Below are 22,507 nucleotides of genomic sequence, written 5' to 3' on the forward strand. Positions count from 1 at the left end.
AGTGTGGATAAACGACGGACTGGCCGGTACCGTCGCACAGGTCCCTCACAGCTACGATCCGTCAATCCCGTTACCCGATGGGGGAGTTCGGCATGGACAGACGCGGCTTCAACCGGCGGGTACTGATGGGCGGCGCGGCCGTCGCCACCTCGTTGGCGGTGGCACCCGAGTCCTCCGGCGCCCCCGCGCTCGCCGCCCCCGCACGGACGGCACCGGCCGGGGGAGCGGTCCGGCACCTCAGGCTCCACATGGAGCGGCTCGCCGACGGGCAGCTCGGCTACGGCCTGGTCAGGGGCGCGGCCACCGTCCCGGGGCCGCTGATCGAACTCAACGAGGGCGACACCCTCCACATCGAGGTCGAGAACACCCTCGACGTCGCGGCCAGCCTGCATGTGCACGGCCTGGACTACGAGATCTCCAGCGACGGCACCGCGCTCAGCAGGAGCGACGTCCCGCCCGGGGGCACCCGCACCTACACCTGGCGCACCCACCGCCCCGGCCGCCGCTCGGACGGCACCTGGCGGGCGGGCAGCGCGGGGTACTGGCACTACCACGACCACGTGGTCGGCACCGAGCACGGCACCGGCGGCATCCGGGCCGGCCTCTACGGCCCGGTGATCGTCCGCCGCGAGGGCGACGTCCTGCCGGACGCCACGCACACCGTCGTCTTCAACGACATGCTCATCAACAACCGGCCCGCGCACTCGGGCCCGGACTTCGAGGCCACGGTCGGCGACCGCGTCGAGTTCGTGAGCATCACGCACGGCGAGTACTACCACACCTTCCACCTGCACGGTCACCGCTGGGCCGACAACCGCACCGGCCTTCTCACCGGCCCCGACGACCCCAGCCGGGTCATCGACAACAAGATCTGCGGCCCCGCCGACTCCTTCGGCTTCCAGGTGATCGCCGGGGAGGGCGTGGGCGCCGGCGCGTGGATGTACCACTGCCATGTGCAGAGCCACTCCGACATGGGGATGGTCGGGCTGTTCCTGGTGAGGAAGGCGGACGGCACCGTTCCCGGCTACGACCCCCACGACCACGGCACCCACGACCACGGAGCCGGCGCCCAGGACTCCGGCGGGCACGACCACGGTCGTGACGGGTAGGACCACGGTTCCGACGGGCAGAACGCGCCCGTCTCCTCCTCGGCCCGCGGCTATCCTGATCCGCAGCCGCCGGGGAGGAGCCCACGTGACCGACACAGCGCCGCGTCCCACGCTGGAGGCGGTGGCCGCCCGCGCCGGGGTCTCCCGGGCCACCGTGTCCCGGGTGGTGAACGGTGCCGCGGGCGTCCGCGAGGCCCTCGCCGCCCGCGTCCGGCGCGCGGTCGAGGAACTCGGCTACGTGCCGAACCAGGCCGCCCGCTCCCTGGTGACCCGGCGCCACGACGCCGTCGCGGTCGTCGTCGCCGAACCCGAGGAACGGGTCTTCGCCGACCCCTTCTTCGCCCGCCAGATGCGCGGCATCGGCAAGGAGCTGACGGCCCACGACAACCAGCTCGTGCTGCTGCTCACCGAGGGACGCGAGGACCACGCCCGGGTCGCGCGCTACCTCGCGGGCGGACATGTCGACGGGGCGCTGGTCTTCTCCCTGCACCTCGACGACCCGCTGCCCGGCCTGGTCCGGCGGGCCGGCGTGCCGACCGTGTTCGGCGGGCGCCCCGGCTGGAGCGACGGCCGGGACGACGTGGTGTACGTGGACAGCGACAACCGCGGCGGCGCCCGGGACGCCGTGCGCCACCTCGCCGCCCTCGGCCGTGCCCGGATCGCGCACATCACCGGCCCGCTGGACCAGACCTCGGCCGCCGACCGGCTCGCCGGGTACCGGGACGTCGTGGGCGACGCCGGCCCCGCGCTGGTCGCCCGGGGCGACTTCACCCCGGGCGGCGGGGAGCGCGCGATGCGGGAACTGCTCGGCCGGTGCCCCCGCCTGGACGCCGTCTTCGCGGGCAACGACCTGACGGCGGCGGGCGCCCTGCGGGTGCTGCGCGCGCACGGGCGCCGGGTCCCCGAGGACGTGGCGGTGGTCGGCTTCGACGACATGCTGTCCGTCGCCGAGCAGACCGAACCGCCGCTGACCACGGTCCGCCAGGACATCGAGGAGATGGGCCGGCTGATGGCCCGGCTGCTGCTCCGCGGCCTCGACCACGAGGCCGCCCGCCCCCGTGACCCCTCCGCCGCCGGCTCCGCTTCGCGTCCGTCGTCCGGCGTGGTCCTGCCGACGACGCTGGTCCGCCGCGCGTCGGCGTGAGCTGCGCGCACCGGCCGGGATCGGCTGTTCGCCGCGCCTGGGGGTGATGTGCGCGCATCCGCCGGAGCCGGCCGGGTCAGCCCGTGCCGTCGGTGTGCGGGTCGGGGCGCAGCACCGCGAAGCGGGCGCCGTGCGGGTCGGCCAGCCGGGCGAGCCGGCCGGCCCCCGGGACGTCCGTGGCGGGCAGCCGCACCTCGCCACCCAGCTCCCGGACCCGGGCGGCCACCGCGTCCACGTCGTCCACCGCGATGTACGGCAGCCAGTGCGGCTCGCTCTCCACCGGGTCGCCGGCGAGCGGGACGAGACCCCCGAACACGCCCGCCTCACCCTCGCCCGCCGGCCCGACGCAGGTGTAGGTGCCGCCGGGGAAGGAGAGGGCGGAGGTCTCCAGACCCAGCACCGCGTGGTAGTGCGCGGCGGCGGCCGCGACGTCCGGCGTGTACAGCTCCGCCCAGCACAGCGCGCCCGTCTCCCCGGCCCGGTCGAGACCGCCGCGCCGCCCCGGCTGCCAGATCCCGTACGCCGCCCCCGCCCGGTCGGCGAGGACGGCGGTGACGCCCTCCTGAAGGACCGGCGTCGGCCCCACCAGGACCCGGCCGCGCGCCTGCTCGGCCGCGCGGACGGTCTCCCTGGCGTCGGGGGAGCGGAAGTAGACCGTCCAGGACGGCGGTCCCTGCTCCGGCGCGGCCCGCCGGCAGCCGGCCACGGTGGCGCCGTCCCGCTCGAAGAAGCCGAGGTCCCCGGCTCCGGCCGGCCGGAACTCCCAGCCGAACAGCGCGCCGTAGAAGGAGACGGCGGGACCGAGGTCGGGCGCGGCGACATCGGTCCAGTTCGGCGCGCCGGTGACGTATCGGGTGGTGAGCATCTTCGCCCTCCTCGCAAGGGGCCGTTGCCTGCTCCGCCGAGTCTCGCACCGGCCACCGGCGATCGCCGGGGCCGTGCCGCGCGCCGCCGTGCCTCCCGACGCCGAACGGGTGACCATCGGGGGCGGGACCCGCCCGCGGCCGGGCGTTGATCCGGCGTTGATCGAACGTTTTGCGCCGTCCGGCACGCTGCTGGCCATGCTCAACGACACCATCACCGCGCCGCCCCACCTCACCTGGCAGGAGGAGGCGTTGTGCGCGCAGACCGGGGGCGACTTCTTCTTCCCCGAGCCCGGCAGCTCCGTACGGGAGGCGAAGCGGATCTGCGGCCTGTGCCCGATCCGCTCGGCCTGCCTGGAGTTCGCCCTCAGCCACGACGAGCGCTTCGGCGTCTGGGGCGGACTGTCGGAGAAGGAACGGCTCGCCCTGCGGCGCACCGCGCCCTGACGCGGGCGGGTCAGCCGGCCGCGCGGGCCGCCATCCGCGCCTTGCGCGCCGCCAGCTTCTCGTCGAACTTCGCGGCCTCGGCGTCCAGCCCGCCCATGTACAGGCCCAGCTCCTCCTGCGCCTTGACGCCCTCCGGGCCCAGCCCGTCGATCTCCAGGACCTTCAGGTGGCGCAGCACGGGCTGGATCACGTCGTCGTGGTGGATGCGCAGGTTGTAGACCTCGCCGATGGCCATCTGCGCCGCCGCCCGCTCGAAGCCGGGCATGCCGTGTCCGGGCATCCGGAAGTTGACCACCACGTCCCGCACCGCCTGCATCGTCAGGTCGGGCGCGAGGTCGAACGCCGCCTTCAGCAGGTTGCGGTAGAAGACCATGTGCAGGTTCTCATCGGTGGCGATGCGGGCCAGCATCCGGTCGCAGACCGGGTCGCCGGACTGGTGGCCGGTGTTGCGGTGCGAGATGCGGGTGGCCAGCTCCTGGAAGGCGACGTAGGCGACCGAGTGCAGCATCGAGTGGCGGTTGTCCGACTCGAAGCCCTCGCTCATGTGGGCCATCCGGAACTGCTCCAGCTGGTCCGGGTCGACGGCGCGCGAGGCGAGCAGGTAGTCCCGCATCACGATGCCGTGCCGGCCCTCCTCCGCCGTCCAGCGGTGCACCCACGTGCCCCAGGCGCCGTCACGGCCGAAGAGCGAGGCGATCTCGTGGTGGTAGCTGGGGAGGTTGTCCTCGGTGAGCAGGTTGACCACCAGGGCGATGCGGCCGATCTCGGTGACCTTCGACTGCCCCTTCTCCCAGGCTTCGCCGTCCTCGAAGAAACCGGGGAAGTTACGGCCGTCGGTCCACGGCACGTACTCGTGCGGCATCCAGTCCTTGGCGACCTTCAGGTGCCGGTTCAGCTCCTGCTCGACCACTTCTTCCAGCGCGTACAGCAGCCGTGCGTCGGTCCAGGCGGAGGGGCTGCCGAGATGTGCGGAAGTGAGCGTCACGAAAACTCCAGGGGGACGGGCGACGGATCTGCGGTCCGGCGAGCGGTGCCGGACCATACCTACGGCATCGTAGGCTACGACACCGTAGGTTACGTTGCCGTAGGTTAAGGGCGCCGTAAAGGCGCTGCTCAGAAAGGTCCGGAGCAGAGAAGAGGCCCCGGGAACGTCCGAGTTCCCAGGGCCGCACGAGGAAAGCCTCCCGGAGCGGCGCCGGTGGCGCGGACCCGGTCAGGCCGGTTCCGCGACCGCCTCCTCCGTCGTCTCCGTCAGCTCCCCCTCCGCCATCAGCAGCCAGCGGGTGATGCCCAGCGACTGGAGGAACGGCAGGTCGTGACCGGCCACGATCAGCGCCCCCTCGTAGGACTCCAGGGCCGTGGTGAGCTGCCGCACGCTCGCCATGTCCAGGTTGTTGGTCGGCTCGTCCAGCAGCAGCAACTGCGGCGCGGGCTCGGCCAGCATCAGCGCGGCCAGCGCCGCGCGGAACCGTTCCCCGCCGGAGAGCGTACCCGCCCGCTGGTCCGCCCGGGCGCCCCGGAACAGGAAGCGGGCGAGCCGGGCCCGGACCCGGTTGCCGGTGGCGTCCGGCGCGAACCGGGCCACGTTCTCGGCGACGGTCAGCTCGTCGTCGAGGACGTCGAGCCGCTGCGGCAGGAACCGCAGCGGCACGTGCGCCGTCGCCTCGCCGGACACCGGCGCCAGCTCCCCGGCGATGGTGCGCAGCAGCGTGGTCTTGCCCGCGCCGTTCCGCCCGACCAGCGCGATGCGCTCCGGTCCGTGCAGATCGAGACCGCCCGTCACCCGGGCGCCGTGGGCCAGTTCGAGATCGCGCAGGGTGAGCACCGACCGGCCCGGCGGGACGGCCGTGTACGGCAGGTCGACCCGGATCTCGTCGTCGTCCCGTACGGCGTCCACCGCGTCGCCGAGCCGTTCCCTGGCCTCCGCGAGCCGCTCCTCGTGCAGGATGCGGTGCTTGCCCGCGGACTCCTGGGCGGCGCGTCTGCGGGCGCCCATCACGATCTTCGGCTCGCGTTTCTGCTCGTACATCTTCTGGCCGTACCGCTTGCGGCGGGCCAGCTTGACCTGGGCGTCGGCCAGTTCGCGCTGCTGCTTGCGCAGATCGGACTCGGCGGTCCGCACCATGCGCTCGGCCGCCTCCTGCTCGACGGCGAGGGCCTCCTCGTAGGCGGAGAAGTTGCCGCCGTACCAGACGATCTCGCCGCCGCCCGCGTCACCCCGTCCGGCGGGGCCGGTGCGGCGCAGGTCGGCGATCTGGTCGACCAGGTCGAGGAGTTCGCGGTCGTGACTGACCACGACGAGCACTCCAGACCAGGCGGCGACGGCCGCGTACAGCCGTCTGCGGGCGTACAGGTCGAGGTTGTTGGTCGGTTCGTCGAGCAGCAGGACGTCGGGCCGGCGCAGCAGCAGCGCGGCCAGCCGCAGCAGCACCGACTCACCGCCCGAGATCTCCCCGACGGTGCGGTCCAGGTCGATGTGGCCGAGGCCCAGCTCACCGAGGGTGGCGCGGGCGCGTTCCTCGACGTCCCAGTCGTCGCCGAGGGTCTCGAAGTGCTCCTCGGCGGCGTCGCCGGCCTCGATGGCGTGCAGCGCGGCCCGGCGCGCGGCGATGCCGAGCACCTCGTCGACGCGGAGCGCGGTGTCGAGGGTGACGTTCTGCGGCAGGTAGCCGGTCTCGCCGGCGACGCGGACGGTGCCGCCGGCAGGGGTGAGCCGGCCGGCGATGATCTTCAGCAGGGTCGACTTGCCCGCCCCGTTGACGCCGACGAGGCCGGTCCGGCCGGGGCCGAAGGCGACGTCGAGGTCCTGGAAGACGGGGGTGCCGTCGGGCCAGGCGAAGGAGAGGGCCGTACAGCTGATGGACAGGGGCATAAGGAGTGCCTTCGCGGTTGCGTGGTGCGGTCAGGGGCAAACGCGTATCGAGACACCTGCGGACGGCGACCGCGACGGAAGGGAGCCGGGAACCACGGAGGGGAGCCGGAAGCCTGGAAGGAGCCCGGAAACGGAAGAAGCCCTGCTGGTCGGGGACGGCTCGGACGCCGAGGTCGCACGCGGCGCACACACCTCATCGGTGTGACGCGGTGTCTCAGGACCTCAGACGAGCAACGTCCTTCTCCGATCGACGACAACAGGACCTGACCACCGTAGGAGAGGCCGGCGAAGCCTGTCAACGGCTTATCGGACGCCGGACCACGCCCCGCCCTGGAGGAGACCCCATGCCCCCGCCCCACGGTCCGCTCTCGCCGCCGGCCCGGCTCTGGCTGCTGGCGCAGGACACCGGCCGGCCCGCCGTCGAGGACGCGGCGCCCGCCCAGCGCCTGGTGCGGGCCGGGGCCCTCGCCGAACTCGTCCGGCTCGGGCTGCTCGTCGACGACGACGGCATCGTCACCCCCGCCGACCTGGACTCCCGTACCGGCGACGCGGTCCTCGACGGGCTGCTGGACCTGGTGCGCGAGTCACTGCCGCACGGCTGGCGGACCTGGGTCCGGCTGCGGGCGCGGCTCACCTCAGACGCCGCGCGGGAGCAGCTGGTCGTACGGGGCTGGCTGCGGGCGGAGCGCAAGCGGGTGTTCGGCGTCTTCCCGTCCGTCGACCACCGCCTGGCGTCACCCGAGCGGGTGGCGGCGCTGCGCGACGGGACCCGGCGGGTGCTGTACGGACCGGTGCCGGCCGAGGAGGTCGGTGAGCGGGACGCGGCCGTCGCGGCGCTGGCCGGCGCGGCCCGGCCGCGCGCCCTGACCGGCGGGGCGCGGCGAGCGCCGTCCGGGGAGCGGATCGACCGGCTGGCCGGACGCGCCGCCGGGCCGCCGGACGCGCCGCGGATCGTACGGGAGCTGTGCGCGGCCCTCGCCCCGGCCGCCACCGGCGCCGCGGCCCGTGTCTGACCGCCCGGCGCGGACGGCTCAGCGGGTGCCGCGCATCAGCTCCGCCAATTCGCGGTCCAGGTCGAGCTGGAGGTGCTCCAGGCCGACCGGCACCAGCTCACTGGTCGCCTGGAGGAAACGGCGCAGCTCGCCCGAGCGGACGTGGATCACCGCGGTGCCCTCGGTCGCGTGGAACTCCAGGACCGTGCGGTCGTAGCCGTACGGCCGCACCCGTACGTCGCCGTGGCCCTCGGCGTCGCGCAGGCCCGCGAGGAGCAGCTCCCGGGAGAAGGTCCAGCACACGTCCACGCCCTCCAGTGTGGCCGGGGCGGGGAAGGTCATGCGGACGGCGAACGGGTCACGGCGGTCGTAGTGGAGCGTCGCGGGAATGCTGGGCATACGGGGTGCGGCGGCGACGAGGCGCGCCTCGACGGGCTGCTCGATGACGATGGACAACGCCTTGCTCCCTCGGGACGGCGGGACGGCTGGCTGCGGGACGGACGGGCGGGCACTGAAGGAGACGTCGGAACGCGCCGCTCCGTGCACCTCTGAGGAGTGACCTCCGTCACCGCCTTCATGCACGGAAGTGATCCCGGGTGACTCGGCTCCCCCGCCGTCACCGAACACCCCCGCGCCCGCCCGCCGTCGCCTCCGTCCCGTGTGCCGCGCACCTGCCCCGGCGGCCCGCCGCCGGCCGGGCGTCGTAGGCTCGGGGCACCATGACGACGACCGTACCGATCCCCGACGGCTGGCCCGGGACCGAGGCGCGGGCCCGCGCGGTGCAGGAGGAGCTGCGGGCCCGGCTGGTGCGCGACGAGACCGGCCCGCCGCCCGGCACCGGGCACGTCACCGGGGTCGACGTCGCCTACGACGACGGACGGGACCTCGTCGCCGCGGCGGCCGTCGTCCTGGACGCGGCGACCCTCGGCGTCGTCGCCGAGGCCACGGCCGTCGGGCGGGTGGCCTTCCCGTACGTCCCCGGCCTGCTCGCCTTCCGCGAACTCCCGGCCGTCCTCGCCGCGCTGGAGGCCCTGCCCGTCCCGCCCGGCCTGGTGGTCTGCGACGGCTACGGACTCGCCCACCCGCGCCGCTTCGGCCTCGCCTGCCACCTGGGCGTCCTCACCGGCCTGCCCACGGTCGGCGTCGCCAAGAACCCCTTCGCCTTCACCTACGACGACCCGGCCGCGCCGCGCGGCAGTACGGCGCCGCTGCGCGCGGACGGCGAGGAGGTCGGGCGGGCCCTGCGCACCCGGGACGGGGTGAAGCCGGTCTTCGTCTCCGCCGGGCACCGCGTCACGCTGGACAACGCCTGCGCGCACGCCCTCGCGCTCACCCCCGCCTACCGCCTGCCGGAGACCACCCGCAGGGCGGACGCCTTGTGCCGGCGGGCCCTGCGGGAAGCGGGCGGGGCGGGCGCGGTCTCCGCGGCCGCCGGCGGCTCGGCGCGCTGACGGGGCCGGGACCGGCTCGGCGCGCTGACGGGGCCGGGACCGGCTCGGCGCGCCGTCGCGGTCAGGGCCCCGGTCGCCGGCTCTCGTCGGACACCACCGTGTTGCGCGGCCGGACCGAGGCGCTCCACCTCCACCTCCACCTCCACCCCCACCCGGTCGCCGGGCCGCGTTCCGTGCGCCGGGGCCGGCTCAGGTGGGCCGCGCGTCCGCCGGGGCGTCCTCCCCGGCGGGGTCCCGCAGCGGCGGGATGAACAGGGAGAGGACCAGTGCGCCGACGGTCACCAGCGCCCCGAACCAGAAGATCCAGGAGTAGCCGGTGTCCTGGTAGAAGGCCGTGCCGTCCACGACGGTGCTGTCCGCGGTGAGGACGGCGTAGGCGCCCGCGGTGAAGACCGCGCCGAACAGGCTGATCAGCATGTTGAGCATGCCGCTCCCCAGCCCCTGCTCCTCCGGGGACACCACGCCGACGACCAGGGCCGGGGCCGCGGCGACGACCACGCCGGCGCCGACGTTGGCGACACAGGAGGTGAGGACGAGTTCGAGTTCGTCGCCGTGGAAGAAGCCCACGAGGGTGTAGCCGGCCGCCATCACGGCCAGCCCCGCCCACCACACCGCGCGGGCGTCGAAGGTGCGCAGCCACCGGCTGATGAGCAGCCCCGTGCCGAACATCACCAGGTTCCAGCTCACGCTGACGACGGCGTTGTGGTGGGCGGTCCATCCCAGCCCCGCCGAGACACCGGGGATGCGCGGGTACAGGGCGAGCAGGACGGCGAGGCCGGGCAGGGTGAAGGCGACCGTCTGCGCCAGCCCTCCGGCGGTCAGCGCCAGCGTCACCGGACGGCGGCTGAGCACCCGCAGGTCGAGGATGGGGTGGGCACTGGCACGCTCCACGAAGAGGAACGCCGTCAGCGCCACCGCCCCTGCGGCCAGCCAGCCCAGGGTCCGCCCGTCCGACCAGCCCCAGCCCTGCCCCTGGCCGACCGCGTAGACCACGGCGGTCAGCCCGCCGCCCAGGACCAGCCCGCCCAGCCAGTCGAAACCGCCCCCGGCGGTGTGCCGGGGCGTCTCCGGGACCAGCAGCGCGACCAGCGCGAACGCCACGGCGGTGGCGGCGGCCAGGAACCACAGGGCACCGCGGTAGCCCCAGTTGTCGATCAGCCAGCCCGCGAGGAACGGCGAGCCGACGGCGACCAGTCCGACGCTGCTGCCCATGACACCGCTGGCCTGCTTGACCAGCCGGGCGGGGAAGAGGTCCCTGACCGCGGCGAACGACAGCGCGCCGAACGGCCCGTAGCACCCGGCGACCGCCCGCCCCGCCAGCACGAGCCAGAACTCCCCGGCCAGGGCCGCCAGCAGCTCGCCGAGCGCGCCCAGGGCCGTCATCGCGAGCATGACGCGCCGCTTGCCGTAGAGGTCGCCCAGCTTGATCACGAACGGGGTGAGCAGCGTGGACACCAGGGTCAGCGTCAGTCCGAACCAGACCACCTGCGTGGTGTGGAAGGTCTGCGCGACGCCCGCGGTGGCGTTGGCGCCGAGGATGCCGCCCGCGGCCAGCAACTGGGTCGGCCAGGCGAGGGCGATCAGCAGCAGGACCAGGCGCGGGGTCCACCGCCCGTCCGCGCCGGAACGGGGTGCGAGGTCGACCGAGGGGCTTGATGACGTCGGTGTCATGCCAGCCCTCCTTTCACGGAGGTGCCGAGGGGATGTGACGGGCGCGGTGGGGGGTGACACGGAGGCACGGAGATGCGTGGCCGGTCCGGCACGTCGCTCACGGGGACGTGGCGGTGCGGCTGTCCGTCGTCGCGTGACGTCGATGATGACCCGAACACCTAGTGCTTGCTAGGTTTCTGGCTGGTGACGCACGTCACATGCCCGGAGCGCGGACGGCCGCCCCGCCGGTACGGTTCTCCCATGGCGACACCCAGGGGGCCGCGCGGCCAGTACACGGCGGGCCGGGCGCGGCGTACGCAGATCCTCGAAGCGGCGCTGCTGCGCTTCGGCCGGGACGGCTACCGCAAGACCTCGCTGGCGCGCGTCGCCCGGGACGCCGAGATCACCGACGCCGGGCTGCTGCACCACTTCCGTGACAAGCAGCAGCTCCTGCTGTCGGTCGTGGAGTACTGGCACGAGCGCATGGACGTGCGCTGGGAGCGGGTCTCGGACTCGGTGCGGGACGCCTTCCGCTGCCATCTGGAGGACACCGCGGAGACGCTCGCCATGCCGGGCATGGTGGAGCTGGCCGTCACCCTCACCGTCGAGGCCGTCGCCCCGGACCATCCGGCCCACGGCCACTTCAGCACCTGGCAGGAGAAGGGTCTGCGGGAGCTGACCGACCGCCTGCGGGCCGGCAGCGCCAGCGGCGAACTCCGCGCCGGCCTGGACCACGAGGGCATCGCCCGCGAGTGCGTCGCCGTCGACCTGGGGCTCCAGCAGCAGTGGCTGGCCGGGGGCCGCTCCTTCGACCTCGTCGCCGTCATGCGCGGCCACCTCGACCGCCTGATGCGGAGCATCTCGGCCGACGGGCGGGGCCTCTAGCGGCCGGCCGGACGCCCTCTCCGAGTGAGGCCGGATGCGTGCTTGTCATGACCATGGCATGCCTCGGGCGTGCGGTGACGCACGCCACACCCATGAACACCTAGCCTTCACTAGGTTTTGACCGCATGATCGTGGCCATGCACCACCACTGGACCGCCCGTGCCGTGGGCCCGCACCCCGCCGCACCCGCCCCCGCCGAGGGCGCCCGCCCCGCCGTGCTGCTGCGCGCCGAGTTCACCGCGCGGGCCCCCGTGCGCTCGGCCCGGCTCCTGGTCACGGCCCTCGGCGTGTACGAACTCGCACTCAACGGCGCGGTGGTGGGCGACCACGTCCTCGCCCCCGGCTGGACGAGTTACCGCCACCGCCACCGCTACCAGACCTTCGACGTCACCGGCCTGGTCCGCGAGGGCCGCAACGCCTGGGGCGCCCATCTGGCCGACGGCTGGTACCGGGGCCTGCTCGGCTTCAACGGCGGCACTCGCGACATCTACGGCGACCGCACCGGACTCCTCGCCGAACTGCGCGTCGAGTACGCCGACGGCTCCGCCGACACCGTCAGCACCGGGGACGACTGGCGCTGGAGCCCCGGCCCCGTCCTCGCCGCCGGCCTGTACGAGGGCGAGGAGTACGACGCCCGCCGAGAGCGGCCCCGGTTCAGCGAACCCGGTTTCGACGACTCGGCGTGGCGGCCGGTGGAGGTGCTGGAGTTCGACACCACCGTGCTCTTCCCGGCGGACAGCCCGCCGGTGCGCCGCGTCGAGACGGTCCCGCCGGTCGCCGTGACCACCTCACCGACCGGCCGCACGATCCTCGACTTCGGGCAGAACCTCGTCGGCCGGCTCCGCATCCGCGTCCGCGGCGAGGCCGGCCGCACGGTCACCCTGCGCCACGCCGAGGTCCTGGAGGACGGCGGCCTGTGTACCCGCCCCCTGCGGCACGCCCACGCCACCGACCGCTACACCCTGCGCGGCGACCCGGCGGGGGAGGAGTGGGAGCCCCGCTTCACCTTCCACGGCTTCCGCTACGCCGACGTCGACGGCTGGCCCGGAGAACTGCGCCCCGCCGACGTCACCGCCGTGGTCCTCCACAGCGACCTGCGCCGCACCGGCTGGTTCGCCTGCTCCGACCCCTCCCTGAACCGGCTGCACGAGAACGTGGTGCGGGGCATGCGCGGCAACTTCGTCGACGTCCCCACCGACTGCCCCCAGCGCGACGAGCGCCTCGGCTGGACCGGCGACGTCCAGGTCTTCGCCCCCACCGCCGCCTTCCTCTACGACGTCCAGGGCTTCCTGCGCTCCTGGCTGCGCGACCTGGCCGCCGACCAGCGCGCCGACGAACGGGGGGTGCCGCCGGTGTTCAGCCCCGACATCCCGGTCGTCACCCCGGTGCCGATCCCGCCCGGCAACCCGCCGATGGCCGGCTGGTGCGACGCGGCCGTCATCGTGCCCTGGGTGCTGTACGAGCGGTACGGCGACACCGGGGTGCTGCGCGAGCAGTACCCGTCGATGCGCGCCTGGGTCGACGCCGTCGACCGTATCGCCGGCCCCGGTCGGGTCTGGGGCGAGGGCTTCCAGTTCGGCGACTGGCTGGACCCGGCCGCCCCGGCGGACGACCCCGGCCGGTCGGCCACCTCCTCCACCCTGGTCGCCACCGCCTACTTCGCGCACTCCGCCCGGCTGCTGGCCCGCACCGCCGAGGTCCTGGGCGACGCGGAGGAGGCCACCCGCCGGCACGCCCTCGCCGACGCGGTCCGCGCCGCCTTCCGCGACCGCTTCCACACCGGCGGCGGCCGCCTCCGCGAGGAGACCCAGACCGCCTACGCCCTCGCGCTGTGCTTCGGGCTGCTGACGGACGACGCCGAACGCGCCGAGGCCGGCCGCCGGCTGGCCGGGCTGGTCGCCGCGGGCGGGCACCGCATCGGCACCGGGTTCCTCGGCACGCCCCTGGTGTGCGACGCGCTGACCGACACCGGGCACGTGGACACCGCGTACCGGCTGCTCACCCAGCGCGCCTGCCCGTCGTGGCTCTACCAGGTCGACATGGGCGCCACCACCGTGTGGGAGCGCTGGGACAGCATGCTGCCCGACGGCCGGGTCAACCCCGGCGAGATGACCTCCTTCAACCACTACGCCCTCGGCGCCGTCGCCGACTGGATGCACCGCACCGTCGCCGGACTGGCCCCGGCCGCGCCCGGCTACCGCACCCTGCTGGTCCGGCCCCGCCCCGGCGGCGGCCTCACCTGGGTCCGCGCCGAACTGGACACCCCGTACGGCCGCGCCGAGACGGGGTGGCGAACGGCGGACGGCCTGCTGCTCGTCGCCCTGCTCGTGCCGCCCGGCACCACCGCGCGGGTCGAACTGCCGGGCAGGCCCGCCGTGGAGGCCGGCCCCGGCCGGCATTCCTTCCAGGTCCCGTTCGACACGGCCCCGCGCTGACACCGCCGGATCACCGGCGACCCGGACCATCCGCACAAGGAGCACCGCATGACCCACCCCCGCCTGCCCGCCGACTTCCTGTGGGGCGTCGCCACCGCCGGGCACCAGAACGAGGGCGACAACACCGCCGGCGACACCTGGTTCCTGGAACACACCACCCCCTCCCTCTTCCGCGAACCCAGCGGCCCGGCCTGCCGGGGCTACGAACACTGGGCGGCCGACCTCGACCTCGTCGCGGGCCTCGGCCTGAACGCGTTCCGCTTCTCCGTCGAGTGGGCCCGCGTCGAACCCGAACGCGGGATCGTCTCCGCCGAGGCGCTCGACCACTACGAGCGGCTGGTCGACGGCTGCCTGGAGCGCGGCCTCGCGCCGGTCGTCACCTTCAGCCACTTCACCGCGCCCCACTGGTTCGCGGCGGCCGGCTCCTGGACCGCCGCCGACGCCCCGGCGCGCTTCGCCGAGCAGTGCGACCGGGTGACGGCCCGCTTCGGTGACCGGATCGCCTGCGCCGTCACCCTCAACGAGCCCAACCTGGAACAGCTGTTGCAGGCCGGCGCGAAACTCCCGCCCGAGGCCGAGCGGCTGAAGGAGGAGATGCTCGCCGCCGCGGCCCGCGCCACCGGGAGCCCCGGTTACGGCAGCGCCAACGTCATCCCCGCCGGCCGGCAGGAGGAGTTCCAGGAGGCGTTCACCCGCGCCCACCGCGCCGCCCGCGAAGCCGTCAAGGCCCGCCGTGCCGACCTGCCGCTCGGGGTGTCCATCGCCCTGGCCGACGAGGTCGCGGTCCCCGGCGGCGAGGAGCGCCGGAACGCCAAACGGGCCGCCGTCTACGACCACTGGCTGCGCGAGGCACGCCACGACGACTTCATCGGCGTGCAGAACTACGAGCGGATCGTGCACGGCCCCGACGGCGAGGTACTGCCCGACGGCGAGCGCAACGGCATGGGCACCGTCATCGAACCCGCCTCCCTGGCCGGCGCGGTGCGCTACGCCCACGAGGTCGCCGGCGTGCCGGTCCTCGTCACCGAGCACGGCATCCAGACCGCCGACGACACCCAGCGCGCCGCCTTCATCCCCGCCGCCGTCGACGCCCTCGCGGCCGAGATCGCCGCCGGGACCCCCGTCCTCGGCTACTGCCACTGGACCCTCATGGACAACTTCGAGTGGATCTTCGGCTACGGCGCCCAGCTCGGCCTGCACGAGGTCGACCGCACCACGTTCCGGCGCCGCCCGAAGCCGAGCGCGGCGGCCTACGCCGACGTGGTGCGCCGCTACCGCGACGGCCTGGCTCAAGGGCCGCGCACCTGAGTAGCCGTACGGATGCGCGGACCGCCGCCGGCCCGGCAGGCTGGCCCGCATGACGAACCGGCGCACCTCCCCGTACCCCGTCCGCCACCCCGCCCGCCCCGGCCACCGCCCGCCCGTCGGCCGGTCCGTGCGGGCGGGGATGCTCCTCGCCGCGCTCGCCGGACTGGCCTGGGCGGGCGGCATGGTCTGGACCGTCGTCGGCTGGACCCGCTGACACCGCCCGCCTCCCGGCGTGCCCGACCGCGCCGCTCCCGGCCCCGCCGGAAGCCCCCTCACCGCCTCCCGGCCACCCGGAACCCGATCCCCGCCGCCCGCAGCCGCGCGGTCAGCGCGTCGCCCATCGCCGTCGCCGTCGTGACCTGCCCGGCCGTCTCCGGCAGGTCGTCCAGGGCCAGGCAGAGCGCCGACTCGGCGAACATCTTCGCCGTCTCGTCGTACCCGGGATCGCCGCCCGACACCTCGGTGAACACCCGCCGGCCCCCGCCCTCGCCCACGAACCGCACCCGGAACCAGCTCCGCGCGCGCCGCTCCTCGCTCGGCCCCTCCCCGGACCGCAGCAGGCCGGCGAGGCGGCGCCGGACGGGCGGGACCTGGGCCGCCGTCACCAGCGCGCCCACCGCCGCGACCCCGCCCAGCGCGACCGGCAGGTGCCGCACGGCCGCGTAGTGCCGGTAGCGGAAGTCCGGGCCGTACCGCTCCAGGGCCGCCGCCGAGCGCCGCACCACGCTCGCGTCGACGGTCGGCAGCGGCAGCGCCCACGCCCCCACCTCCCCGGCGAACCGCGGCGCCCCCAGCGGGGTCACCGCGCGGCGGCCCGCCGGCCGGGGTTCGGCGTTCCGCCGCTCCCGGGCCGCCGCCCACACCTGCCGCCCGCGCCCGAACTGACCCAGCGCGGAGGCGAACGTCCCGCCCGAGAACGCGGCGTCCACGGTCACGAAGCCGTCCACGGCCAGCGGCACGCCCTCGGGGAGCTGGCCGACGGTGAAGTGCGCGCCGAGATCGGCCGGCACCGAGTCGAAACCGCACGCGTGCACCAGCCGGGCGCCGGTCTCCCGCGCGCGCCGGTCGTGCCGGACGTACATCCGGTCCACGAACTCGGGCTCACCGGTCAGGTCGAGGTAGTCCGTGCCGGCCTCCGCGCAGGCGGCGACGAGCGGCTCCCCGTAGGCGACGTAGGGCCCCACCGTCGTGGCCAGCACCCGTGCCGACCGGGCCAGCCGGCGCACCGCGGCCGGATCGGACACGTCGGCCCGCAGCACCCCCGCCCCCGCCGCCCCGGGCAGCCGGTCCACCAGCCGCCGCAGCCGGTCCTCGTCGCGGCCGGCCACCGCCCAGCGCAGCCCGGCCGGCGCCCGCTCCGCCAGGTACCGGGCGGTCAGCCGCCCCACGAAGCCGGTCGCCCCGAAGAGCACGACGTCGTACGGGCGGTCACCGGCCCGGTCCGCGGTGCTCGTGGTGTCGCTGGTGCTCATGGCATCCGTCCGTCCGTCGTCGCGCGTCCTGCCGGGCCCCGGCGGCCGCGCAGGGCGCGCCGCCGCCGGGGCCCGAGGCTAGCGTGGGGAGCACGGACGGGTGAAGCTTGGCCAAGCGCTTGCTCATATCCGGCGCGTCCCGGCCCTTGTGCGGACCGGCCCATCTTCCTAACATCATTGGTGTTACATCGTTGCTGTCACAGACTGGGGAACCGATGACCACGGCGACGACGCCCTCGCACGGCCCGCTCACCGGCGTGCGCGTGGTCGAGCTGGCCGGGATCGGCCCCGGCCCGTTCGCCGCGATGCTCCTCGCCGACCTGGGTGCCGACGTCGTCCGGGTCGACCGCCCCGGCGGCCCCGGCCTCGCCCTCGACCCGGCGTACGACATCACCCACCGCAACAAGCGCGCGGTGACCGTCGACCTCAAGGCGCCCGGCGGACCCGCCCGCGTCCTCGGCCTCGCCGCCCGCGCCGACGTGCTGATCGAGGGCTACCGCCCCGGCGTCGCCGAGCGCCTCGGCATCGGACCCGAGCCCTGCCACGCCCGCAACCCCCGCCTGGTCTACGGCCGGATGACCGGCTGGGGCCAGGACGGCCCCCTCGCGCCGCGCGCCGGGCACGACATCGGGTACATCGCCGTCACCGGCGCGCTCGGCCTGATCGGCGCCCCCGGCACCCCGCCCGCCGTCCCCGCCAACCTCCTCGGCGACTACGCGGGCGGCTCCCTCTACCTGGTCGTCGGCGTCCTGGCCGCCCTGCACCACGCCCGCGCCACCGGCACCGGGCAGGTCGTGGACGCCGCGATCGTCGACGGCACCGCCCACCTCACCGCGATGATCCACGGCATGCTCGCCGCCGGCGCCTGGCAGGACCGGCGCGGCGCGAACCTCCTGGACGGCGGCTGCCCCTTCTACGGCACCTACGAGACCTCCGACGGCCGGTACATGGCCGTCGGCGCCCTGGAGCAGCGCTTCTACGAGGAGTTCATGGCGCTCCTCGGCCTCCCCGACCACGCCCGGGACCGCGACGACCCCGCCCGCTGGGACGACCTGCGCGCCACCGTCGCCGCCCGGTTCCGCACCCGTACCCGGGAGGAGTGGACGGCCGTCTTCGCCGACTCGGACGCCTGCGTCGCCCCCGTCCTCGGCCTGCGCGAGGCCCCGCACCACCCGCACCTCGCCGCCCGCGCTACCTTCACCGACCACGGCGGCCTCACCCAGCCCGCCCCCGCGCCCCGTTTCTCCGCGACCCCGGCCACCGTCCGCACCGCCCCCGCCGGGCCGGACGCCGGCACCGACGCCGAGGCCGTGATCCGTGCGTGGGACACCCCCGGACCGCACCCGACCCACCCTCACCGAAAGGCCGGCCAGTGACCAGCGAAGCGTATGTGTACGACGCGATCCGCACCCCCCGCGGACGCGGCAAGGCCAACGGCGCCCTGCACGGCACCAAGCCCATCGACCTGGTCGTCGGGCTCATCCACGAGATCCGCGCCCGCTTCCCCGGCCTCGACCCGGCCGCCGTCGACGACATCGTGCTCGGCGTGGTCGGCCCGGTCGGCGACCAGGGCTCCGACATCGCCCGCACCGCGGCGATCGCCGCCGGCCTGCCGGACACGGTGGCCGGCGTCCAGGAGAACCGCTTCTGCGCCTCGGGTCTGGAGGCCGTCAACCTGGCCGCCGCCAAGATCCGCTCCGGCTGGGAGGACCTGGTCCTCGCGGGCGGCGTGGAGTCCATGTCCCGGGTGCCGATGGGCTCGGACGGCGGCGCGTGGGCCAACGACCCGATGACCAACTTCGACACCGGCTTCGTACCGCAGGGCATCGGCGCCGACCTGATCGCCACCATCGAGGGCTTCTCCCGGCGGGACGTGGACGAGTACGCCGCCCTCTCCCAGGAGCGGGCCGCCGCGGCCTGGAAGGACGGCCGCTTCGACCGGTCCGTCGTGCCGGTGCGGGACCGCGCCGGCCTCACCGTCCTCGACCGCGACGAGCACCTGAGGCCCGGCACCACCGCCGACTCCCTGGCCCGGCTGAAGCCGTCCTTCGCGGACATCGGGGAACTGGGCGGCTTCGACGCCGTCGCGCTGCAGAAGTACCACTGGGTGGAGAAGATCGACCACGTCCACCACGCCGGCAACTCCTCCGGCATCGTCGACGGCGCCGCCCTGGTCGCCATCGGCTCCCGGGAGACCGGCGAGCGCTTCGGCCTCACCCCGCGCGCCCGGATCGTCTCCGCCGCCGTCTCCGGCTCGGAACCCACCATCATGCTCACCGGCCCGGCGCCGGCCGCCCGCAAGGCGCTCGCCAAGGCCGGCCTGACCATCGAGGACATCGATCTGGTCGAGATCAACGAGGCGTTCGCGGCGGTCGTCCTGCGGTTCGTGAAGGACATGGGTCTGTCGCTGGACAAGGTCAACGTCAACGGCGGCGCCATCGCGCTCGGCCACCCGCTCGGCGCCACCGGCGCCATCATCCTCGGCACCCTCGTGGACGAACTGGAACGCCAGGACAAGCGGTACGGCCTCGCCACCCTCTGTGTGGGCGGCGGCATGGGCATCGCCACCATCGTCGAGCGCGTCTGACCCCCTCCCGACGGATCAACGACGGATCACCTGGAGCACACCTCATGAGCACCGAGTCCACCACCATCCGCTGGGAACAGGACCGCACCGGCGTCGTCACCCTCGTCCTGGACGACCCGAACCAGTCCGCCAACACCATGAACCAGGCGTTCGGCCGGTCCCTCGCCGCCGTCACCGACCGCCTGGAGGCCGAGAAGGACACCGTCCGGGGCGTCATCATCACCTCCGCGAAGAAGACCTTCTTCGCCGGCGGCGACCTGCGCGACCTCATCCGGGTCACCCCCGACACCGCCCAGGACGCCTTCGACGCGGGCCTGGGCATCAAGCGGAACCTGCGCCGCATCGAGACCCTCGGCAAGCCCGTCGTCGCCGCCATCAACGGCGCCGCCCTCGGCGGCGGTTACGAGATCGCCCTCGCCTGCCACCACCGCGTCGCCCTCGACGCCCCCGGTTCCAAGATCGGCCTGCCCGAGGTCACCCTCGGCCTGCTCCCCGGCGGCGGCGGCGTCGTCCGCACCGTCCGCCTGCTCGGCATCACCGACGCGCTGCTGAAGGTCCTGCTCCAGGGCACCCAGTACGCCCCGCGCCGGGCGGCGGAGAACGGACTGGTGCACGAGGTCGCCGAGACCCCCGAGGACCTGCTGGCCAAGGCCCGCGCCTTCATCGACGCGCACCCCGAGTCCGCACAGCCCTGGGACCGGCCCGGCTACCGCATCCCCGGCGGCACCCCCAGCCACCCCAGGTTCGCCGCCAACCTGCCCGCCTTCCCGGCCAACCTGCGCAAGCAGACCAACGGCGCCCCCTACCCGGCGCCGCGCAACATCATGGCCGCCGCCGTCGAGGGCGCCCAGGTCGACTTCGAGACCGCCCAGGTCATCGAGGCCCGCTACTTCGTGGACCTGGCCGTCGGCCAGACCGCCAAGAACATGATCCAGGCGTTCTTCTTCGACCTCCAGGCCGTCAACTCCGGTGCCAACCGCCCGGACGGCATCGAGCCGCGCCAGGTCCGCAAGGTCGCCGTCCTCGGCGCCGGGATGATGGGCGCCGGCATCGCCTACTCCTGCGCCCGCGCGGGCATCGACGTCGTCCTCAAGGACGTCTCCCTGGAGGCCGCGCTCAAGGGCAAGGGCTACTCCGAGAAGCTCTGCGCCAAGGCCGTCGCCAAGGGCCGCACCAGCCAGGAGAAGGCCGACGCGCTGCTCGCCCGGATCACGCCGACCGCCGAGGCCGCCGACCTCGCCGGCTGCGACGCGGTGATCGAGGCCGTCTTCGAGGACACCTCGCTCAAGCACAAGGTCTTCCAGGAGATCGAGCACGTCGTCGCCCCCGACGCGCTGCTCTGCTCCAACACCTCCACCCTGCCCATCACGGTCCTCGCCGAGGGCGTCGAGCGGCAGGCCGACTTCATCGGGCTGCACTTCTTCTCGCCCGTCGACAAGATGCCGCTGGTCGAGATCATCAAGGGCGGGCGGACCGGCGACGAGGCCCTCGCCCGCGCCTTCGACCTGGTCCGGCAGATCAAGAAGACGCCGATCGTCGTCAACGACAGCCGCGGCTTCTTCACCTCCCGGGTGATCGGCCACTTCATCAACGAGGGCGTCGCCATGGTCGGCGAGGGCATCGAGCCCGCGTCGGTGGAGCAGGCCGCCGCCCAGGCCGGCTACCCCGCCAAGGTGCTCTCCCTCATGGACGAGCTGACCCTGACCCTGCCCCGCAAGATCCGCGAGGAGACCAGGCGGGCCGTCGAGGAGGCCGGCGGCACCTGGACCCCGCACCCCGCCGACACGGTCGTCGACCGCATGGTGGACGAGTTCGGACGCCCCGGCCGCAGCGGCGGCGCCGGCTTCTACGAGTACGGCGAGGACGGCCGCCGCGCCGGCCTCTGGCCCGGCCTGCGCGAGCACTTCACCGAGCCCGGGTACGAGATCCCGTTCCGGGACATGCAGGAGCGGATGCTGTTCTCCGAGGCACTGGACACCGTCCGCCTCCTGGAGGAGGGCGTGCTGACCTCCGTCGCCGACGCCAACATCGGCTCGATCTTCGGCATCGGCTTCCCCGGCTGGACCGGCGGCGTCCTCCAGTACATCAACGGCTACGAGGGCGGCCTGCCCGGCTTCACCGCCCGCGCCCGCGAACTGGCCGAGCGCTACGGCGACCGGTTCACGCCGCCCGCGCTGCTGGTGGAGAAGGCCGAAAAGGGCGAGGTCTTCACCGACGCCCGCTGAGCGGCCGACGCGCAGCGCCCGGCCGGCCCGCCCGGCCGGGCCTCAGCCCTGCGCCGCCCCCGTCGTTCCGGCGGTCCCCGTCGCTCCGGCCGTCCCCGTCCCCGCCGCCCCGTCCGCGGACGTCCGGTCGAGCCACACCCCCAGCTCCTCCTTCAGCGACCGCTGGAACGCCGTCAGCAGTGCCTGCACCACCAGCGGCTGCATGTCCGCCGACAGCGACCGCACATCCCGCGCGTCCCGCTGCGCCGTCTCGCCGCGCAGCAGCTCCGACAGCTCACGGGCGGCCTGCCGGGAGTGCCCGAGCAGCACCTCCCGGGCGGCGACGATCGACTCCTGTGACAGCGGCATGTCCAGCAGCCGCACCCCCAGCCGGAACAGGGCGAGATCCACCCGGTGGGCGTCACCGTCACCGGAGCGGATCACTCCCATCGCGGCCAGCCGCTCGATGTCGTCGTCGTCCAGGGCCCGCCCGGCCCGCCGCACCAGCTCCTCCCGGCCGACGGTCTCCACGGCGTCCGGCGCCCAGGTGGAGACCACCGCCCGGTGGACGGCCAGGTCCCGGGCGCTCACGTCCGGCGGCAGCCGCTCCAGGTAGCGTTCGATGGCCGCCAGCGTCATGCCCTGCTGCTGGAGCTCCTCGATCAGCTCCAGCCGCGCCAGGTGCTCCCGGCCGTAGCGCCCCACCCGGCGCGGACCGATCACCGGCGGCGGCAGCAGCCCCCGGGTGCCGTAGAAGCGGACCGTGCGCACCGTGAGCCCGGCCCGCGCGGCCAGTTCGTCGACCGTCAGGGCCGGCTCCCCGGCCCCCTCGTCGCCTGCGGCACGTCCCTGCGGCTGATCGGTGTCGGTCGTCATGTGCAGCAGTATCGCTGTCTCACCACTACTGTGAAACCCGGACAGCACACCCGGCCGCCCGTGTGGACGGCCCGCGTGGATCGTGTGAGAAGTCACGCGCTGTGACACCGGCCACCGCATGGGACGCCTGTGACGTGGGAAGGTGCTGTTCTGGCCTGTACCCCGACCCGGTGGTGCAGGCCGTGTCACGTACGGACGTCCCGGGCGCAGCA

At 74.5% G+C, this 22,507-nt stretch carries 19 protein-coding genes; 12 read left to right on the forward strand and 7 right to left on the reverse strand.

Annotation, left to right across the window (positions count from 1 at the left end; translation table 11 throughout):
* Window positions 1-92 precede the first annotated feature (92 nt).
* Both Sdagh_RS23480 and Sdagh_RS23485 read left to right on the forward strand, forming a co-directional pair.
* Window positions 93-1,109 (forward strand): multicopper oxidase domain-containing protein, encoded by a 1,017-nt coding sequence (locus Sdagh_RS23480; protein ID WP_189415648.1) that lies wholly within the window; start codon window positions 93-95, stop codon window positions 1,107-1,109.
* A gap of 85 nt (window positions 1,110-1,194) precedes the next feature.
* Window positions 1,195-2,253 carry a LacI family DNA-binding transcriptional regulator gene (locus tag Sdagh_RS23485; RefSeq protein ID WP_189415650.1) on the forward strand — a complete coding sequence of 353 codons (1,059 nt, stop codon included), beginning with the start codon at window positions 1,195-1,197 and terminating at the stop codon, window positions 2,251-2,253.
* A gap of 76 nt (window positions 2,254-2,329) precedes the next feature.
* On the opposite strand, the gene Sdagh_RS23490 is transcribed toward Sdagh_RS23485, so the two are convergent.
* Window positions 2,330-3,118 carry a VOC family protein gene (locus tag Sdagh_RS23490; RefSeq protein WP_190009541.1) on the reverse strand — a complete coding sequence of 263 codons (789 nt, stop codon included), beginning with the start codon at window positions 3,116-3,118 and terminating at the stop codon, window positions 2,330-2,332.
* Between the two features lie 157 nt (window positions 3,119-3,275).
* On the opposite strand from Sdagh_RS23490, the gene Sdagh_RS23495 reads away from it, so the two are divergent.
* Complete coding sequence (locus tag Sdagh_RS23495; RefSeq protein WP_370594936.1) at window positions 3,276-3,563, forward strand: WhiB family transcriptional regulator; 288 nt, start codon at window positions 3,276-3,278, stop codon at window positions 3,561-3,563.
* A gap of 10 nt (window positions 3,564-3,573) precedes the next feature.
* On the opposite strand, the gene Sdagh_RS23500 is transcribed toward Sdagh_RS23495, so the two are convergent.
* Window positions 3,574-4,548 (reverse strand): acyl-ACP desaturase, encoded by a 975-nt coding sequence (locus Sdagh_RS23500; RefSeq protein ID WP_189415653.1) that lies wholly within the window; start codon window positions 4,546-4,548, stop codon window positions 3,574-3,576.
* Window positions 4,549-4,776: 228 nt separating this feature from the next.
* Window positions 4,777-6,435, reverse strand: coding sequence for an ABC-F family ATP-binding cassette domain-containing protein (locus Sdagh_RS23505; protein ID WP_190077089.1), 1,659 nt, complete (start codon window positions 6,433-6,435; stop codon window positions 4,777-4,779).
* A gap of 344 nt (window positions 6,436-6,779) precedes the next feature.
* On the opposite strand from Sdagh_RS23505, the gene Sdagh_RS23510 reads away from it, so the two are divergent.
* A complete protein-coding gene (locus Sdagh_RS23510; protein ID WP_189415657.1) occupies window positions 6,780-7,448 on the forward strand; it encodes a GOLPH3/VPS74 family protein in 669 nt (222 codons plus the stop codon).
* 18 nt (window positions 7,449-7,466) lie between these two features.
* On the opposite strand, the gene ssgD is transcribed toward Sdagh_RS23510, so the two are convergent.
* Complete coding sequence (gene ssgD / locus Sdagh_RS23515; RefSeq protein WP_189415660.1) at window positions 7,467-7,883, reverse strand: spore wall synthesis regulator SsgD; 417 nt, start codon at window positions 7,881-7,883, stop codon at window positions 7,467-7,469.
* A gap of 263 nt (window positions 7,884-8,146) precedes the next feature.
* On the opposite strand from ssgD, the gene Sdagh_RS23520 reads away from it, so the two are divergent.
* A complete protein-coding gene (locus Sdagh_RS23520; protein WP_189415662.1) occupies window positions 8,147-8,878 on the forward strand; it encodes an endonuclease V in 732 nt (243 codons plus the stop codon).
* Between the two features lie 189 nt (window positions 8,879-9,067).
* Here the strand turns inward: Sdagh_RS23520 and Sdagh_RS23525 are convergent, their stop codons facing one another.
* The gene (locus Sdagh_RS23525) at window positions 9,068-10,549 is read right to left on the reverse strand and encodes an MFS transporter (RefSeq protein WP_190077088.1); all 1,482 of its coding nucleotides are present in this window, start codon (window positions 10,547-10,549) and stop codon (window positions 9,068-9,070) included.
* A gap of 240 nt (window positions 10,550-10,789) precedes the next feature.
* Here Sdagh_RS23525 and Sdagh_RS23530 point away from each other — a divergent pair, with 240 nt between their 5' ends.
* From Sdagh_RS23530 to mmpA, 4 genes are all read left to right on the forward strand, one after another.
* The gene (locus Sdagh_RS23530; RefSeq protein WP_189415666.1) at window positions 10,790-11,413 is read left to right on the forward strand and encodes a TetR/AcrR family transcriptional regulator; all 624 of its coding nucleotides are present in this window, start codon (window positions 10,790-10,792) and stop codon (window positions 11,411-11,413) included.
* A 125-nt stretch (window positions 11,414-11,538) separates the two neighbouring features.
* Window positions 11,539-13,848, forward strand: a complete 2,310-nt coding sequence (locus Sdagh_RS23535) for a family 78 glycoside hydrolase catalytic domain (RefSeq protein ID WP_226535608.1) — start codon at window positions 11,539-11,541, stop codon at window positions 13,846-13,848.
* Between the two features lie 48 nt (window positions 13,849-13,896).
* A complete protein-coding gene (locus tag Sdagh_RS23540; RefSeq protein WP_190077087.1) occupies window positions 13,897-15,156 on the forward strand; it encodes a family 1 glycosylhydrolase in 1,260 nt (419 codons plus the stop codon).
* Window positions 15,157-15,205: 49 nt separating this feature from the next.
* A complete protein-coding gene (gene mmpA / locus Sdagh_RS23545; RefSeq protein ID WP_189415670.1) occupies window positions 15,206-15,370 on the forward strand; it encodes a morphogenic membrane protein MmpA in 165 nt (54 codons plus the stop codon).
* Window positions 15,371-15,428: 58 nt separating this feature from the next.
* On the opposite strand, the gene Sdagh_RS23550 is transcribed toward mmpA, so the two are convergent.
* Complete coding sequence (locus Sdagh_RS23550; RefSeq protein ID WP_189415672.1) at window positions 15,429-16,628, reverse strand: saccharopine dehydrogenase family protein; 1,200 nt, start codon at window positions 16,626-16,628, stop codon at window positions 15,429-15,431.
* Window positions 16,629-16,843: 215 nt separating this feature from the next.
* Here Sdagh_RS23550 and Sdagh_RS23555 point away from each other — a divergent pair, with 215 nt between their 5' ends.
* The 3 genes from Sdagh_RS23555 to Sdagh_RS23565 are packed head-to-tail and all read left to right on the forward strand — an operon-like array spanning window position 16,844 to window position 21,440.
* Window positions 16,844-18,004, forward strand: a complete 1,161-nt coding sequence (locus Sdagh_RS23555; RefSeq protein WP_189415674.1) for a CaiB/BaiF CoA transferase family protein — start codon at window positions 16,844-16,846, stop codon at window positions 18,002-18,004.
* Window positions 18,001-19,215 carry an acetyl-CoA C-acetyltransferase gene (locus tag Sdagh_RS23560; RefSeq protein ID WP_189415677.1) on the forward strand — a complete coding sequence of 405 codons (1,215 nt, stop codon included), beginning with the start codon at window positions 18,001-18,003 and terminating at the stop codon, window positions 19,213-19,215. The genes Sdagh_RS23555 and Sdagh_RS23560 overlap by 4 nt, the downstream gene beginning before the upstream one ends.
* Window positions 19,216-19,259: 44 nt before the next feature.
* Complete coding sequence (locus Sdagh_RS23565; RefSeq protein WP_189415679.1) at window positions 19,260-21,440, forward strand: 3-hydroxyacyl-CoA dehydrogenase NAD-binding domain-containing protein; 2,181 nt, start codon at window positions 19,260-19,262, stop codon at window positions 21,438-21,440.
* 42 nt (window positions 21,441-21,482) lie between these two features.
* Here Sdagh_RS23565 and Sdagh_RS23570 read toward each other — a convergent pair whose 3' ends face one another.
* A complete protein-coding gene (locus Sdagh_RS23570; RefSeq protein ID WP_190077086.1) occupies window positions 21,483-22,295 on the reverse strand; it encodes a MerR family transcriptional regulator in 813 nt (270 codons plus the stop codon).
* Between the last annotated feature and the right edge of the window lie 212 nt (window positions 22,296-22,507).

This window comes from Streptomyces daghestanicus (assembly GCF_020521275.1).
In the GTDB taxonomy this organism is placed as follows: Bacteria; Actinomycetota; Actinomycetes; order Streptomycetales; family Streptomycetaceae; genus Streptomyces; species Streptomyces griseoviridis.

Bases quoted from the DNA above. Each gene is read 5' to 3' on its own strand.
- Sdagh_RS23510 (WP_189415657.1), top strand. From the start codon at position 6,780: ATGCCCCCGCCCCACGGTCCGCTCTCGCCGCCGGCCCGGCTCTGGCTG.
- Sdagh_RS23505 (WP_190077089.1), bottom strand. From the start codon at position 6,435: ATGCCCCTGTCCATCAGCTGTACGGCCCTCTCCTTCGCCTGGCCCGAC.
- Sdagh_RS23480 (WP_189415648.1), top strand. From the start codon at position 93: ATGGACAGACGCGGCTTCAACCGGCGGGTACTGATGGGCGGCGCGGCC.
- Sdagh_RS23555 (WP_189415674.1), top strand. From the start codon at position 16,844: ATGACCACGGCGACGACGCCCTCGCACGGCCCGCTCACCGGCGTGCGC.
- Sdagh_RS23535 (WP_226535608.1), top strand. From the start codon at position 11,539: ATGATCGTGGCCATGCACCACCACTGGACCGCCCGTGCCGTGGGCCCG.
- Sdagh_RS23540 (WP_190077087.1), top strand. From the start codon at position 13,897: ATGACCCACCCCCGCCTGCCCGCCGACTTCCTGTGGGGCGTCGCCACC.
- Sdagh_RS23565 (WP_189415679.1), top strand. From the start codon at position 19,260: ATGAGCACCGAGTCCACCACCATCCGCTGGGAACAGGACCGCACCGGC.
- Sdagh_RS23525 (WP_190077088.1), bottom strand. From the start codon at position 10,549: ATGACACCGACGTCATCAAGCCCCTCGGTCGACCTCGCACCCCGTTCC.
- Sdagh_RS23530 (WP_189415666.1), top strand. From the start codon at position 10,790: ATGGCGACACCCAGGGGGCCGCGCGGCCAGTACACGGCGGGCCGGGCG.
- Sdagh_RS23570 (WP_190077086.1), bottom strand. From the start codon at position 22,295: ATGACGACCGACACCGATCAGCCGCAGGGACGTGCCGCAGGCGACGAG.
- Sdagh_RS23490 (WP_190009541.1), bottom strand. From the start codon at position 3,118: ATGCTCACCACCCGATACGTCACCGGCGCGCCGAACTGGACCGATGTC.
- Sdagh_RS23550 (WP_189415672.1), bottom strand. From the start codon at position 16,628: ATGAGCACCAGCGACACCACGAGCACCGCGGACCGGGCCGGTGACCGC.
- Sdagh_RS23520 (WP_189415662.1), top strand. From the start codon at position 8,147: ATGACGACGACCGTACCGATCCCCGACGGCTGGCCCGGGACCGAGGCG.
- mmpA (WP_189415670.1), top strand. From the start codon at position 15,206: ATGACGAACCGGCGCACCTCCCCGTACCCCGTCCGCCACCCCGCCCGC.